Consider the following 13,664-nt stretch of genomic DNA (forward strand, 5'->3'; position numbering starts at 1 on the left):
CGGCCCCAGCGGGTCGACGTCGACGGACACGGTCGGGATCACCGCGTCGACGAGCGAGGCGAAGCGATCGTCGGCGCCCGCGAACAGCAGCGTGAACACGGTGACCAGCAGGGCCGTGCTCACCACCACGCGCAGCGTGCGTACCGCGGACCCCCGAGACGGGAGCGTCACCTGTGCGGCACCGGTTCCGAGCGAGCGGAGCACGGCTCCCTGCACCACGACGGGCACGATCGGCGCGAGCACCGTGGCGGTGAACGTCGTCGATCTCGTGGTCGACAGAGCCACACACCACACGGCCAGTCCGACGGACGACGCTGCGAGCCATCCCGAATCGCGGACGAACGGGACCACCAGCAGCGTGAACGCGGCGCCGATCCATGCCACGGACCAGCGCGACCGGTCCGGCAGTCGAGCGGCGAGGACGGCAGCGACGCCGACGGCGAGGTAGGCCACCGACGGCCGGTCGGTCAGTATCGCGCCGGCGACCACCCCGACCGCTGCGGCGGAACCCACGGCCCAGCGGCGCGGAGACTCGGTGACGGTGCGGACCGGCGACTGCGCCGCCGGATCGGGAAGAAGGTCGGTGGCCATCGTGAACCTCTTTCGGGCAGGGGTGATCGCGCGAGCACCGGATGCGTGTCACGTGTCGAGTGCGGACGGTGGGGTCAGACGGGAAGGGTGAGACGGAAGCAACACCCGGCGCCGACGTCGACCACATCGAGTGTGCCGCCGTGCAACTCGGCAGCCCATCGAGCGATGGCGAGCCCGATGCCGGTGCCGCCGTCGGTCGACCCGCCGCGGACGAACCGGTCGAAGACCCGAGCGCGGTCGGCCGGCGCGATCCCGTCGCCCTCGTCGACCACGTCGATGCGCACCGTGTCGTCCCCCACCACGGCCGACACGGCCACTGCACCGTCGGGCGGACCGTGGCGTACGGCGTTCTCGATGAGATTGGCCACCACCTGTCGCACCCTCTCCTCGTCGGCGGTCACCGTCGCACCGGACGGCTCGACCGACACCGAGAACCGGGTCGCCGTGCTCTGGGTGACCACGCTGGTCAGGAACTCTCGGAGGTCGAACCTGCTGCGCGACAAGCCGAGTGCGCCACCCTCGAGCTTCGACAGATCCAGGAGGTCGTCCACGAGCCGGGCCAGGCGTTCGGTCTGCTCGAGAGCGACTCCCACCGCCCTGGGGGTCGCTTCCTGCACCCCGTCGGCGATGTTCTCGAGCACGGCCTGCAGCGACGCGATCGGCGTCCGGAGTTCGTGGGAGACGTTGCCGATCAGTTCCCGACGGTAGCGATCCGCCTCGGCGAGGTCCGCCGACATCGTGTTGAAGGCGACGGCCAGCTGGCCGATCTCGTCCCGCGACGTGGCCCGGACGCGGTGCGTGTAGTCCCCGTTCGCCATCGCTCGCGAGGCTGCGGTCATCTCGCGCAGCGGCGAAGTCATCCCGTGCGCGACGATCTGTGTGACCACCAGCGCCACGACGAGTGCGAGCAGCAGCGCGTACCGGAAGGGCTGCTGCGCCGCGAGCCAGAAGGTGCCCGACGCCGCGAACAGTGCGATGACCACCACCAGGCCGGTCTTGACCTTGAACGAGCGCAGCGAGTCGAGAGGGCGGATCATCCGCGTGCCCGGAACGCGTACCCGACGCCGTGGACGGTGCGCACGACGTCGGACCCCAGCTTGCGCCGCAACGCCTTGACGTGGCTGTCGACCGTGCGGGACGGCACCGACGTCATGGAGTCGTCGCGCGACCACCCCCACACGTCCGACAACAACCGGTCTCGCGCGAAGGCCGCGCCCGGCCGCCGAGCGAGGAACAGCAGCAGATCGAACTCCGTGCGTGTCAGGTGGACCTCGTCGCCGTCACGGAAGACCCGCCGCGCGTGCTCGTCGACCCGGACGTCGTCGAACTCGTGCACGACGGTCGGCGACGGCGAGGGATGGCGTTCCACCCGGCGCAGCAGTGCGTGCACGCGGGCCACCAGGGTGCGCATCGAGAACGGCTTGGACATGTAGTCGTCCGCACCCACCCCGAGGCCCACCAGCTGGTCCGTCTCGTCCGACCGCGCCGTGAGCATGAGGACGGCGACGGCGCCCTCGGGGCGGGACTGGATGCGTCGGCACACCTCGAGACCGTCGAACCCGGGCAGCATCACGTCGAGGACCACCAGGTCGGGGTTCGTGCGGGCCACCGTCTCCACGGCGGCCGGTCCGGTCGACGCGAGGTCGACGTCGAAGCCCTCGGACCGCAGCCGTGCCGCGATCGCGTCGGCCAGGGCCCGTTCGTCCTCGACCACCAGAATTCGTCGTCGATCCATGAAACAGACCGTAACGGCACCATGTGCGGGTCTCGGGGACACGTTGTGAAGATTCCGTGGAGATCGCTCCGGCCCAGAACCGGACGCCGCGTCAGCCGAGCAGCCGCGCCACCTCGGCGGCCGCGCGACCACCCGACACCAGAGCACCCTGGATCGACGGGGTGTCGCGATGGTCGCCGGCGAGCAGCACGCGGTCACCGACCCGCAGCGATCGCCGGAGCGACGTCCCGGGTGCCTGGACCGGGAGCGCACGCCGCACGTCGTGACGCACGATCACCCGCCACGACGCGGTGGACCGACCCCACAGCCGGTCGAGAACGGCGCGCACGACGGACTCCGCGGCGGGACCGGCGTCGTCCAGCAGCGTGGTCGCCTGCACCAGGGTCTTCCCGGTCGGCGCGTATCCCGGTGCGATGGAGCTCATCTCGGCGGTGTTGACCACCACGCCGCCCGTCCCTGAGATGCGGAGGAACTCGTCGGATTCCGCGGCGTCGGCCTCGAACCACCACGTCGACAACCCGCGCATGGGAGAGGTCCGGGTGTCCGTCAGCTCGTTCGCGCCTCGCGCGTCCGTCGCCACCACCACCGCGCGGGCCTGCAGCACCGACCCGTCAGCGATCCGCACGGCGGGTGCCGCGCCGTCGGTGACCTGCTCGACGCGCGAGGAGTACGCGATGTCGACCCCGGCATCGCGGGCGAGCTGCTCGGGGAACGCCTGCATTCCGCGGTTCGGCACACCGGGTGTCGCGAGAAGAAAGCTGCGGAGCACGAGCCGAACGTAGCGGTCCGACGTGTCTCCCACGCCGTCGGCGAGGACCCCGCTGAGAAACGGAGCCAGCAGTGCGGAGCGCAGCGGACCGCGAAGGCCGACGCGGTCCCAGTCGTCGGCGAGTGCAGCGTCGGGGGACGCGGCCAGGCGGCGCACCGGTCCGACGGCGGGCAACGCCCACCGCGCGGCGCCGACGACGGCGCCCGGATGCAGCAGGCCCAGGCGAGCCGCGGACCGCATGGTCCCGAGCAGCAGGCCCGGGTGCCGTGTCGGGTCGGCGACCGTGTGCGCTCGCCCCGAGTCGTCGACGATCCGCACACCGCGACCGGCGACCCGCAGATCGAGCGCGGACACGTCGACATGACGCTTCACGGCAGGGTAGGAGGGGTTGAGGAGCTGGAAGCCTCGGTCACAGCGGAAGCCGTCCACGAGATCGGTGCGGATCCGTCCCCCCGGGGCGTCGCTCGCCTCCACGACCCGCACCGTGAATCCACGTCGGCGCAGCGCGCCGGCGCACCGGAGACCGGCGATACCCGCCCCCACCACGATCACGTCAGCATCGATGTCAGTCATGCCCTATCGATACCACCCGGGCCTCGGCGACCTCGGACGACGGGTCCGGAAACGAGAAGAACCACCTGCGCGGGCAGGTGGTTCCAGTCTGTGTTCATTCTCGGTGGCCAGAGCCGGGATCGAACCGGCGACCTTCCGCTTTTCAGGCGGACGCTCGTACCGACTGAGCTACCTGGCCGTGGGCACCCTCGCGGGTACCGGTGATGCTGTCCTACTCGGTGCTGACGATCATCGCATCACTGAGGTATTGCGACCTCTGAGGTGTTGCGACCCTGACGGGACTCGAACCCGCGACCTCCGCCGTGACAGGGCGGCGCGCTAACCAACTGCGCCACAGGGCCATGCTGTGAAGCATGTACTGCGTGGAAGACCCTACTGCATCTTCGTCCTACTTCTCACCACTCCCGCTCCAGCGTTGTCACTCGCTGAAACGTACCCCCTACGGGATTCGAACCCGCGCTACCGCCTTGAAAGGGCGGCGTCCTAGGCCGCTAAACGAAGGGGGCCCGTCGAATCGCTCCGACCGTACCCCAACGGCGTTCCGTTGGGAGCTTGGATAGCTTAGGACACCGCTTCGGAATTTCACAAATCCGCAGGTGAGGCTATGTTTCGACGCTCACGGCGTCGACTCGGGGCCACCCGTTGACGCGCCACTTGTCGAGCCATTCCCGCGACGCCATCGCCATCAGGAGAACCTCGAGGGACTCCTCGAACAGCACCACCAGGTCGGTGTCCTCGGCGGTCAGATCGGCCATGTACCGCTGGCCGGCGAGCGAGGTCACCAGCACGCGGGTGAACATGCGCGGATCGATGTCGGGGCGCAGCAGACCGGTCTCGTGCGCCTCGGCCGCGAGCTTGTGTGCGGTGCGACCCCACACGGCGCCCGCTCCCTCGCGGATGCTCGCGTGGAACTCGGGCTCGACGACGAGACGGAACTCCGCACGCACGACGACGTTCTCGTCGAAGGACCGGGCGAGCTGGAAGATGAGGTTGTGCAGCCACTCGAGGGCATCGACGCCGTCCGGGCGCTCCACGTCCATGATCGCGACGTACTTCTCCATCGCGGTCTGCAGAACGGCGCGAGCCAGTTCTTCCTTCGAGCTGAAGTGAAAGTACATCGCACCCTTGGTGGCGCGTGATCCCTCGAGAATCGTGTTGACCGACGCCGCGGTGTACCCACGCTTGCTGAACTCGTACGCGGCTGCCTCGACGATCGCGGCCCGGGTGCGTCGAGCACGTTCCTGCTGTGCCATTGCGCTGCTGCCTCCGAAATTGAACACCCTGAAGGGCCCTGATACTGAGTGAAGGGTAGCCGACAAACCTGAGAATCCCCTCGGACGTGGCCGCAAACATCGAGCTCGAGCAGGTTCGTCCGGCGTGTTCGGACGGCCCCACCAGCGTGTCGTGCGTTCCGATGACCGGTTTGTCGGATATGCCCCCGGCCCGCGTCCGAATGTCGACCGGCGAGAATGGTGATGATTCATAGCGAATAGGTGAATGGTGAATGCGTCACTCCCGACGCGAGGCCAGGTCGTGAGCGTCCGCCCGGGGTCCATTACACTCGTCGTGCACTGCCCCTATAGCTCAGTTGGTAGAGCTACGGACTTTTAATCCGCAGGTCGTAGGTTCGAGCCCTACTGGGGGCACAACGTCTTTCCCCACACCCGTCGACGCTCAGGAATTCTGGCTCAGCCGGGCCCCGATGCTCTGATGGAGTGAGCGCAACGCGTTCTGACCCAGCGCCACGGTCTCCGACTCGATGTGGCGGAGCAGATGAGCGTCGCTCACCACCTTCTCGGACGACTGGATCAGGACCGTTCCCGCACCGGTGAAGTCGAACTGCCGCTCCTCCCCCGTCTGTGCTCCGAGGAGCATCCCCTGCGCCGCCCCCAGGAAGCTCTGCATCCACTGCGCGTCGAAGTGGTGGGACGGAGCGGGGCAGTCGGCCCAGCCGACGAGTGCCTGCGGATCCACTCGAACGGGCGGTGCGGCGAACACGACCGCACCGTTGGACGAGGCGAGGAACTTCCCGGTGCCGAGCAGCGTGAGAAAACCGGGCACGATGGACTGCTTCAGCTCGAGGCCGGGTTCGAAGGCCAGCAGGTTCGACGCCCGGATGGTCAGGTTGCCGTCGTCGAGATCGAACGAGTTGATGTCGAAGCCGCGATCGCCGAGCAGCACCTTGCCGTGTCCGCTCGCGAGCACCCAGTCGTTCGCGTACAGCGGCGACGAGAAGCGTGAGGCCACGACGGCCGCCATCGACGTCCGCCCGAGAGGCTCGAACTGCACCGACCCGTAGTAGGCGATCATCGCGCCCTTCGCCGTGAACCACGGCTGTCCCGCGAGTTCGATGCAGAAGGCGTAGTCGTTTCCCGGCACGTTGTCGTTCACCGGCAGGGTGTGGGGGTTGTGCACGACGTCGGTCATGTCCGATTCCCTCTCGTCAGAACTTCTGCTCGGACGCCTGGACCCACACGGTCCCTGCGCCGCCGATCGCGAGTTGCACGGCTTCACCCGAACCGCGGCCGACGGCGTCACGCCACCCGACGTTCGCCGAGATGTCGACGGTGAGAGTGCCGCGGTGACACACGTACGCCTGCGGATCGACCACCACCTGCGGCCGGTGCGGACCCACCTCGATCTCGACCGTCCCACCGTGGGCCAGCACGGCCACCTGCCCACGTCCGGCGACCTGTGTCGTGAACATGCCCTGCCCGGTCATCGCCCCGCGCACCGCGCCGCGGACCCCTCCCTGCTGCGTCAGGGGTACGACCGATGTCGAGAGTGCGCCACTGTGTGCGAGCAACCGTGACGCCTCGACCGAGAGGACACCGGTCCCGTCGAGATCGATGACGGACACGTGCAACCCGGCGTGGCCGTAGTGCACGGTGCCGGACCCCTCGGCGGCCATCATGGCGACGTGCTCGCCCGACATCATCCGGCCGGCCATACCCGCGACGGCACCCATCCCCGGCATGCCGCCCGCGCCGCCGATCGTGTGCGGGACGAAGCGGACGTCGCCCTGGTGGAACAACATGGATCCACGGCGCGCGAGCGTGGGCGAGCCCGGGGCGACGGTCGACTTCACGACCTTGCTGTTGACGAGTTCCAACATGTCAGCGCTCCTGCGGCTGGATGTAGACGACACCGGCGCCGTCGAAGCGGAGGGAGAAGGCCTCGCCGCTCCCGCCGCCGACGGCCGACCGCCACGTGACGTCGGTGACGAAGCTCTGTGTCACCTGACCTCGGTGCGCGACGAAGGCGTCCGGATCGACCACCAACGGGTACTGCGGTGACACCTCGAGCGCGATGAGCGGTCCGCCCGCGGACAGCAGCCCCACCTCGCCCTGTCCACTGACGACCGTCGTGAACAGGCCCTGCCCGGACGAGGCGCCGCGGAGCCCGGCGAAGGCCACATCGGACCGCAGCCCGCCGGACAGAGCGAGCAACTGCGACGATTCGACGTGGAGTGCGTCACCCGCCAACGGCACGACGACGACGTGCTGCGCGTCGACCGCGAGCCGCACCGTTCCCTGCCCCGCCATCTCCATCAGGGACAGCGACTCGCCGGTGACCTTCTGCTTGAGAGCGGCGCGCAGTCCACCGCCACCGCCCATCCCGGCGTTCCGGAAGGTCACCTGGCCCTCGTACGCGATCATCGATCCGGTGACCGCCCGCACGCTGTCCCCGTGCAGGTCGACGACCAGAACGCGGTGTCCCTCGGTTCTCAGTTGCGCCACGGCAGACAGAATGGCAGACAACGGTCGTCGCCACAGTGGCTCCGGTGATCTGTCCCCCGCCACCGACTCCGAGTGACGCACAGTACATCGAGTTCGTTTCTCGCAGAAGTCACAACACCTGTACCCCGTACCCCGCGGCATATACTGGACGAGGTCGACGGCGGGCGGGCGTAACGAACTGTCGCCCCGCTCGATGAACGTCTACCGGACGGTACGCACCCCTCGCGGCGGCTCGTCGAAGCAATTCACATCGAAGTTACGGTGCCGTAGGCTGCCCTCACAGCACGAGGCAGCGCGGTCATCGCGCGGAAGCAGTGAGCCGAACACCATTCTGGAGGACACGCATGGCACGGGATCTGACCCAACTGGAGCTGCTCGGAGAGCTGCAGCCGGTTGCGGAAGAGAATCTGAACCGGCATCTCTCCATGGCGAAGGAGTGGCACCCCCACGACTACGTCCCCTGGGACGAGGGGCGTAACTTCGCCGCGCTCGGTGGCGAGGACTGGTCGCCCGAGCAGTCTCGGCTCGACGAGGTGGCCAAGGCTGCCATGATCACCAACCTCCTCACCGAGGACAACCTGCCGTCGTATCACCGCGAGATCGCGGAGAACTTCTCGCAGGACGGCGCCTGGGGCACCTGGGTGGGCCGGTGGACCGCCGAGGAGAACCGCCACGGCATCGTCATGCGCGACTACCTGGTGGTCACGCGCGGAGTGGATCCCGTCGCCCTCGAGCAGGCCCGCATCGAGCACATGACCAACGGCTTCTCCTCGGCCGCTGCCGGTGGCCACGATCAGATGGGCTTCCTGCACTCCGTCTCGTACGTGACGTTCCAGGAGCTGGCCACGCGAGTCAGCCACCGCAACACGGGCAAGGTCTGCAACGACCCCATCGCCGACCGCATGCTCCAGCGCATCGCGGCCGACGAGAACCTGCACATGATCTTCTACCGCAACCTGTGCGGTGCGGCGCTCGACATCTCGCCCGACCAGGCGCTGCGTGCCATCGCCGACATCGTGCAGAACTTCCAGATGCCCGGCGCCGGCATGCCCAACTTCCGCCGCAACGGCGTGCTGATGGCCAAGCACGGGATCTACGATCTGCGTCAGCACCTCGAGGACGTCGTCATGCCGGTGCTGCGCAAGTGGAACATCTTCGATCGCACCGACTTCACCGCCGAGGGCGAGCAGACGCGTGAGGAGCTCGCCGCCTTCCTCGAGAAGCTGGAGAAAGACGTTCTCAAGTTCGAGGAGCAGCGCGACCGCATGCTGTCCCGCGAGGCTGCCAAGCGGCAGGCCGCGCAGGCATCCTGACCCGCACCGCACCACGGAGTGGCCGAGTGCCAGTTCCGACGGATACCCTCGATGTGCCCGGCACCCGTTCCGCGGATGCCGGGCACATCGCTGTTTCCCGTCGACCATGTCTGGTGTGTGATCAACCATGACTCTGCAGATCGGTTCCCTCGCCCTGCGTAGTCCCGTCGTCCTCGCGCCGATGGCCGGTGTCACCAACGTGGCGTTCCGCACGCTGTGTCGGGAGCTCGAGGAGACGCTGACGGGCAGCACCTCCGGGCTCTACGTCTGCGAGATGGTCACCGCGCGTGCCCTCGTCGAGCGGCAGCCCGCCACGTTGCACATGACCACGTTCGGCCCGACCGAGACGCCTCGCTCGTTGCAGCTCTACACCGTGGACCCGGACACGACGTACGACGCCGCGAAGATGATCGTCGACGAGAACATGGCCGACCACATCGACATGAACTTCGGCTGCCCTGTGCCCAAGGTGACGCGCAAGGGCGGCGGCGCCGCCCTGCCGTACAAGCGATCGCTCTTCGGACGCATCGTCGCCGCGGCGGTGAAGGCCACCGAGGGGACGGACATCCCGGTGACCGTCAAGTTTCGGATCGGCATCGACGACGAGCATCACACGCACCTCGACGCAGGACGGATCGCCGCCGGCGAGGGTGCTGCGGCCGTCGCGCTCCATGCGCGCACCGCGGCGCAGCGTTATTCCGGTACGGCCGACTGGTCCGAGATCGCGCGCCTCAAGGATCACGTTCGCGACGTCCCCGTCCTGGGCAACGGCGACATCTTCGACGCGTCCGACGCCGCCCGCATGATGGCCGAGACCGGCTGCGACGGCGTGGTCGTCGGCCGCGGCTGCCTGGGACGCCCCTGGCTGTTCGCCGAACTGTCCGCCGCTCTGCGCGGCACCACTGCGCCGACGCCGCCCACGCTGGGCGAGGTCGCCGTCATCATGCGTCGGCACGCGGAACTGCTGTCCGACCACCACGGCGAGGGCCGCGGGCTCCGGGAGATGCGCAAGCACGTCGCCTGGTACATGCGCGGCTTCCCAGCAGGCTCGGACCTGCGGGTACGCATGGCCACCGTCTCGACACTCGCGGAGCTCGACGAGCTGCTGGCTCGCCTGGATCCGACCGTTCCCTTCCCGGCCGACGCCGAGGGCCCCCGCGGTCGCCAGGGTTCCCCCGGCGCCGTGTCGCTGCCCGACGGCTGGCTCGACGATCCCGACGACTGTGCGGTGCCGGCGGGCGCCGATCTGATGCACTCGGGCGGATGATCAGTACTATGGCGTCGATCCGTCGACCACTGTTCGACGCCCGAGAGAAAGACGGAACGACCAGTGGGTGACGAGAACGAACCGGGGTCGCCCACACCCGGACGACGCGCCCCCTGGGAGCGTCCCATCTCGCGAGTGCCGCGCTCCGATCGCGACCCCGAGACACCGTCTCCCCCGTCCGAGCAGCCCGCGCCGGAACAGCGCCCGCCAGCGGATCGACCCGAGCCCGAGCAGACCCCGCCGTCCTCGTCCGACGACCAGGATCGACGGCTCTCGGTGGCCGAGGTCGTGGATCGGATCTCCCGCATCGGTTCCAACCGGGGACGCGCAGCGGGTCGCGACGACTCGCCGACCTCCGGCGCGGACGATCGAGCGGTCGCGTCGAGCCCTCCACCGTCCCCGCCGGTTCCACCTCGCGAGGATCCCGAGCCGCCCACCGAGGTGATCGCCCCCGTCGTGGACGAGCGACGCACCGCAGAGCGTCCGGCGCCCGAGGCGGTCGGCCCCGTCGCACCCCCGACGCTCACGCGGCTCGCCCTCAGCAGGGCACGCAAGCGCAAGCGGATGCGGGTCGCCGGCCGTGTCGGCGTCTCGATGGTCTCGATCCTGGCCCTGGTCATCACCGGTGTCGTGTGGGGATATCTCCGGGCGACCGACCGCGGGTTCGAGCAGGTCGCGGCCCTGGACACCGAGTCCACCGACGTGGTCGACGCGCCCGGCCAGTACGGCGACGAGACCTACCTCATCGTCGGGACGGACACCCGAGCCGGAGCCAGTGGTGAGATCGGCGCCGGCACGGTGGCCGATGCCGAGGGTGCACGGTCCGACACCGTCATGCTCATCAACATCCCGGCCGACCGCAGTCGCGTGGTCGCCGTGTCGTTCCCCCGCGACCTCGACGTCGAACGCCCCGAGTGCGAGGGCTGGGACAGCACCACCGGTGACTACACGGGCGAGATGTATCCCGCCGCGGACGGCGACAAGCTCAACGCGACCTACGCGCTCGGTGGACCCAAGTGCCTGGTCAAGATCATTCAGAAGATCTCCGGACTGCGGATCGGCCACTTCGTGGGTATCGACTTCGCCGGCTTCGAGTCGATGGTCGACGAGGTCGGCGGGGTGGACGTGTGTTCCCCGGTTCCGCTGGTCGACGAGGAGCTGGGAACGGTCCTGGCCACCGCGGGCGAACAGCGCATCGACGGACGCACCGCGCTCAACTACGTGCGCGCCCGCAAGGTGGACGCCGAGGGCACCGGTGACTACGGACGCATCAAACGTCAGCAACTCTTCCTGTCCTCGCTCCTGCGCTCCGTGCTGAGCAACCGCGTGCTGTTCGACCCGGGCGCCCTCAACGGTTTCGTCACGGCGTTCACCCGCGACACGTTCGTCGAGAACGTGAAGACGTCGGATCTGCTGACGCTCGGCAAGTCGCTGCGCGGCGTCGAGGCGGGCGCGGTCACGTTCCTCACCGTCCCCACCGCGGGTACCACCGACTACGGCAACGAGATCCCGCGCACCGACGACATCAAGGCGATCTTCCAGGCGATCATCGACGACCAGCCGCTCCCCGGTGAGGAACGCGCACCCGAGACCACCCCCGAGGTCGCGCCGCCGGTCACCACCGAACCGCAGGTCGCGGTCGACCCCTCGCTGGTGTCGGTCCAGATCTCCAACGCCTCGGAGACCAGCGGACTGGCCGCCACCACCGCGGACGAACTGGCGGCCTACGGCTTCCAGGTCGTCGGGACCGGCAACGCCGAGACCACCGGTGCCGCGGCGACCGTCGTGCGGTACGGCGCCGGGTCGATCGCGGACGCGTCGACGGTGGCCAGCACCATTCCGGGAGCGGTTCTCGAGGAGACGCCGACTCTGGGCGGCATCGTCGAAGTCGTCCTGGGGACGGATTTCCAGGGCTTCCTGATGCCGCCGACCGTCGTCGGAGACCTGCTTCCGACCTTCGCGACGGGGGTCTCCGGAGCGTCCACGGAGGTCGCGCTCCCCAGCGATCTGACGGTCACGAACGGGGCGGACGAGTCCTGTGTGTGAATCGCTGCTCCGCATTCACCGCCCGTTCACCGCCTGCATGCCCTGTACCCACGTACGGCCGAGTAAAATCGGGCCATGCGCGTGGCTTACAACGAACAGATGACAGAACTCGCCGACCTGCTCGGCGAGATGGCCGCCCTGGCCGGTAGTGCGATGGAGCGCGCCACGCAGTCCCTGCTGCAGGCGGATCTCCGGATCGCCGAGCAGGTGATCGGCGAGCACGACAAGATCACCGACCTCAGTGCCCAGGCAGAGGAGCGCGCCTTCGCGTTGCTGGCTCTCCAGGCACCCGTCGCCGGCGACCTCCGCTCGGTGGTCTCCGGCATCCAGATCGTCGCCGACATCGACCGGATGGGCGCTCTCGCCCTGCACGTCGCCAAGATCGCGCGTCGTCGCCACCCCCAGCACGCACTGCCGGAGGAGGTCAACGGTTACTTCGCCGAGATGGGACGCATCGCCGTCGCTCTCGGCTCCTCCGCACGTGAGGTGCTCGAGACCCGCGACCCCGAGCGCGCCGCGAAGCTCCGTGAGGAGGACGAGGCGATGGACGACCTGCACCGCCACCTGTTCAGCGTCCTCATGGACAAGGAGTGGAAGCACGGCGTCGCCGCAGCCGTCGACGTGACCCTGCTGGGTCGCTTCTACGAGCGCTTCGCCGACCACGCCGTCGAGGTGGGCCGCCGAGTCATCTTCCTGGTCACCGGCAGCCTGCCCAGCGACCTGCCGACGCCTCCCGCGCAGCACGTGTCCTAGTTCTTCCACTCGGTACCCGGACGCACGAAAGGGCGCCCTCCCCGCGGGGAGGGCGCCCTTTCCGTGTGTGGACGCGCGAGCTGCGGTCTAGCCGAAGCGACCGGAGATGTAGTCCTCGGTGGCCTTCTGCGACGGGTTGGAGAAGATCTTCTCGGTGTCGTCGATCTCGATCAGGTTGCCGGGCTTGCCGGTGGCCTCGAGGTTGAAGAAGCCGGTCTGGTCGCTCACACGTGCAGCCTGCTGCATGTTGTGCGTGACGATGACGATGGTGAAGTCCTTCTTCAGCTCACCGATCAGGTCCTCGATCGCCAGCGTCGAGATCGGGTCGAGAGCCGAGCAGGGCTCGTCCATGAGCAGGACGTCGGGCTGCACCGCGATCGCACGGGCGATGCACAGACGCTGCTGCTGACCACCGGACAGACCACCGCCCGGCTTGTCGAGGCGGTCCTTGACCTCGTTCCACAGGTTCGCGCCCTTGAGCGACTCCTCCGCGACCTCGTCCAGCTGCTTCTTGCTGCGGCCACCCTGCAGCTTCAGGCCGGCCACGACGTTGTCGCGGATGGACATGGTGGGGAACGGGTTCGGACGCTGGAAGACCATGCCGATGGTGCGGCGGACGCCGACCGGGTCGACGCCGGAACCGTAGATGTCCTCGCCGTCGAGCAGCACCGAGCCCTCGACGCGGGCACCCGGGGTGACCTCGTGCATGCGGTTCAGCGAGCGGAGCACCGTGGACTTGCCGCAGCCGGACGGTCCGATGAAGGCCGTGACGCTACGAGGAGGAACGGAGAGCGTCACGTTCGACACGGCGTGGAACTTGCCGTAGAAGATGTTGACGTCCTTGAGATCGAGTCGTTTTGCCATGTCGAGATCCTTC

General features: G+C 68.5%; 12 protein-coding genes, 4 tRNA genes and 1 pseudogene. 5 read left to right on the plus strand and 12 right to left on the minus strand.

Annotated features, from left to right (window positions below; translation table 11 throughout):
* Window positions 1-18 precede the first annotated feature (18 nt).
* The 8 genes and pseudogenes from QE397_RS21805 to QE397_RS14640 all read right to left on the minus strand — a co-directional run.
* Window positions 19-591, minus strand: a pseudogene (locus QE397_RS21805) (DUF4153 domain-containing protein); the annotation flags it as partial.
* Window positions 592-665: 74 nt separating this feature from the next.
* Entirely contained in the window at window positions 666-1,628 is a 963-nt protein-coding gene (locus QE397_RS14610) for a HAMP domain-containing sensor histidine kinase (RefSeq protein WP_307095528.1), read from the minus strand.
* A complete protein-coding gene (locus QE397_RS14615; protein ID WP_307095530.1) occupies window positions 1,625-2,326 on the minus strand; it encodes a response regulator transcription factor in 702 nt (233 codons plus the stop codon). Before QE397_RS14615 ends, QE397_RS14610 begins: the two co-directional genes overlap by 4 nt.
* 91 nt (window positions 2,327-2,417) lie before the next feature.
* Window positions 2,418-3,668: an FAD-dependent oxidoreductase gene (locus QE397_RS14620; protein ID WP_307095532.1), complete on the minus strand. Its 1,251-nt coding sequence runs from the start codon at window positions 3,666-3,668 to the stop codon at window positions 2,418-2,420.
* A gap of 104 nt (window positions 3,669-3,772) precedes the next feature.
* Window positions 3,773-3,846: transfer RNA gene (locus QE397_RS14625), tRNA-Phe, on the minus strand.
* Window positions 3,847-3,935: 89 nt separating this feature from the next.
* A tRNA-Asp gene (locus tag QE397_RS14630) sits at window positions 3,936-4,009 on the minus strand.
* Between the two features lie 92 nt (window positions 4,010-4,101).
* Window positions 4,102-4,174, minus strand: a tRNA-Glu gene (locus QE397_RS14635).
* Window positions 4,175-4,270: 96 nt separating this feature from the next.
* Window positions 4,271-4,921 (minus strand): ScbR family autoregulator-binding transcription factor, encoded by a 651-nt coding sequence (locus QE397_RS14640; RefSeq protein ID WP_027504258.1) that lies wholly within the window; start codon window positions 4,919-4,921, stop codon window positions 4,271-4,273.
* A gap of 320 nt (window positions 4,922-5,241) precedes the next feature.
* Between QE397_RS14640 and QE397_RS14645 the strand changes: the two genes are divergently transcribed.
* Window positions 5,242-5,314 (plus strand) — tRNA-Lys (locus QE397_RS14645).
* A 28-nt stretch (window positions 5,315-5,342) separates the two neighbouring features.
* Here QE397_RS14645 and QE397_RS14650 read toward each other — a convergent pair.
* The 3 genes from QE397_RS14650 to QE397_RS14660 are packed head-to-tail and all read right to left on the minus strand — an operon-like array spanning window position 5,343 to window position 7,399.
* Entirely contained in the window at window positions 5,343-6,095 is a 753-nt protein-coding gene (locus QE397_RS14650) for an AIM24 family protein (protein ID WP_307095535.1), read from the minus strand.
* Between the two features lie 16 nt (window positions 6,096-6,111).
* Window positions 6,112-6,783, minus strand: a complete 672-nt coding sequence (locus QE397_RS14655; protein WP_056446783.1) for an AIM24 family protein — start codon at window positions 6,781-6,783, stop codon at window positions 6,112-6,114.
* Window position 6,784: 1 nt separating this feature from the next.
* Window positions 6,785-7,399: an AIM24 family protein gene (locus QE397_RS14660; protein WP_373425298.1), complete on the minus strand. Its 615-nt coding sequence runs from the start codon at window positions 7,397-7,399 to the stop codon at window positions 6,785-6,787.
* A gap of 353 nt (window positions 7,400-7,752) precedes the next feature.
* Here QE397_RS14660 and QE397_RS14665 point away from each other — a divergent pair, with 353 nt between their 5' ends.
* The 4 genes from QE397_RS14665 to phoU all read left to right on the plus strand — a co-directional run bounded on the left by QE397_RS14665 (window position 7,753) and on the right by phoU (window position 12,787).
* Complete coding sequence (locus tag QE397_RS14665) at window positions 7,753-8,721, plus strand: acyl-ACP desaturase (RefSeq protein ID WP_027504262.1); 969 nt, start codon at window positions 7,753-7,755, stop codon at window positions 8,719-8,721.
* A gap of 127 nt (window positions 8,722-8,848) precedes the next feature.
* A complete protein-coding gene (dusB, locus tag QE397_RS14670) occupies window positions 8,849-9,988 on the plus strand; it encodes a tRNA dihydrouridine synthase DusB (RefSeq protein ID WP_056446780.1) in 1,140 nt (379 codons plus the stop codon).
* Between the two features lie 63 nt (window positions 9,989-10,051).
* Window positions 10,052-12,034 carry an LCP family protein gene (locus QE397_RS14675; protein WP_307095540.1) on the plus strand — a complete coding sequence of 661 codons (1,983 nt, stop codon included), beginning with the start codon at window positions 10,052-10,054 and terminating at the stop codon, window positions 12,032-12,034.
* A 75-nt stretch (window positions 12,035-12,109) separates the two neighbouring features.
* Window positions 12,110-12,787, plus strand: a complete 678-nt coding sequence (gene phoU, locus QE397_RS14680; protein ID WP_027504265.1) for a phosphate signaling complex protein PhoU — start codon at window positions 12,110-12,112, stop codon at window positions 12,785-12,787.
* Window positions 12,788-12,874: 87 nt separating this feature from the next.
* On the opposite strand, the gene pstB is transcribed toward phoU, so the two are convergent.
* Window positions 12,875-13,651 (minus strand): phosphate ABC transporter ATP-binding protein PstB, encoded by a 777-nt coding sequence (pstB, locus tag QE397_RS14685; RefSeq protein ID WP_027504266.1) that lies wholly within the window; start codon window positions 13,649-13,651, stop codon window positions 12,875-12,877.
* Between the last annotated feature and the right edge of the window lie 13 nt (window positions 13,652-13,664).

Source organism: Rhodococcus sp. SORGH_AS_0301, assembly GCF_030818285.1.
GTDB lineage: Bacteria > Actinomycetota > Actinomycetes > Mycobacteriales > Mycobacteriaceae > Rhodococcoides.

Bases quoted from the DNA above. Each gene is read 5' to 3' on its own strand.
- QE397_RS14610 (WP_307095528.1), bottom strand. From the start codon at position 1,628: ATGATCCGCCCTCTCGACTCGCTGCGCTCGTTCAAGGTCAAGACCGGC.
- QE397_RS14615 (WP_307095530.1), bottom strand. From the start codon at position 2,326: ATGGATCGACGACGAATTCTGGTGGTCGAGGACGAACGGGCCCTGGCC.
- QE397_RS14620 (WP_307095532.1), bottom strand. From the start codon at position 3,668: ATGACTGACATCGATGCTGACGTGATCGTGGTGGGGGCGGGTATCGCC.
- QE397_RS14640 (WP_027504258.1), bottom strand. From the start codon at position 4,921: ATGGCACAGCAGGAACGTGCTCGACGCACCCGGGCCGCGATCGTCGAG.
- QE397_RS14650 (WP_307095535.1), bottom strand. From the start codon at position 6,095: ATGACCGACGTCGTGCACAACCCCCACACCCTGCCGGTGAACGACAAC.
- QE397_RS14655 (WP_056446783.1), bottom strand. From the start codon at position 6,783: ATGTTGGAACTCGTCAACAGCAAGGTCGTGAAGTCGACCGTCGCCCCG.
- QE397_RS14665 (WP_027504262.1), top strand. From the start codon at position 7,753: ATGGCACGGGATCTGACCCAACTGGAGCTGCTCGGAGAGCTGCAGCCG.
- dusB (WP_056446780.1), top strand. From the start codon at position 8,849: ATGACTCTGCAGATCGGTTCCCTCGCCCTGCGTAGTCCCGTCGTCCTC.
- phoU (WP_027504265.1), top strand. From the start codon at position 12,110: ATGCGCGTGGCTTACAACGAACAGATGACAGAACTCGCCGACCTGCTC.
- pstB (WP_027504266.1), bottom strand. From the start codon at position 13,651: ATGGCAAAACGACTCGATCTCAAGGACGTCAACATCTTCTACGGCAAG.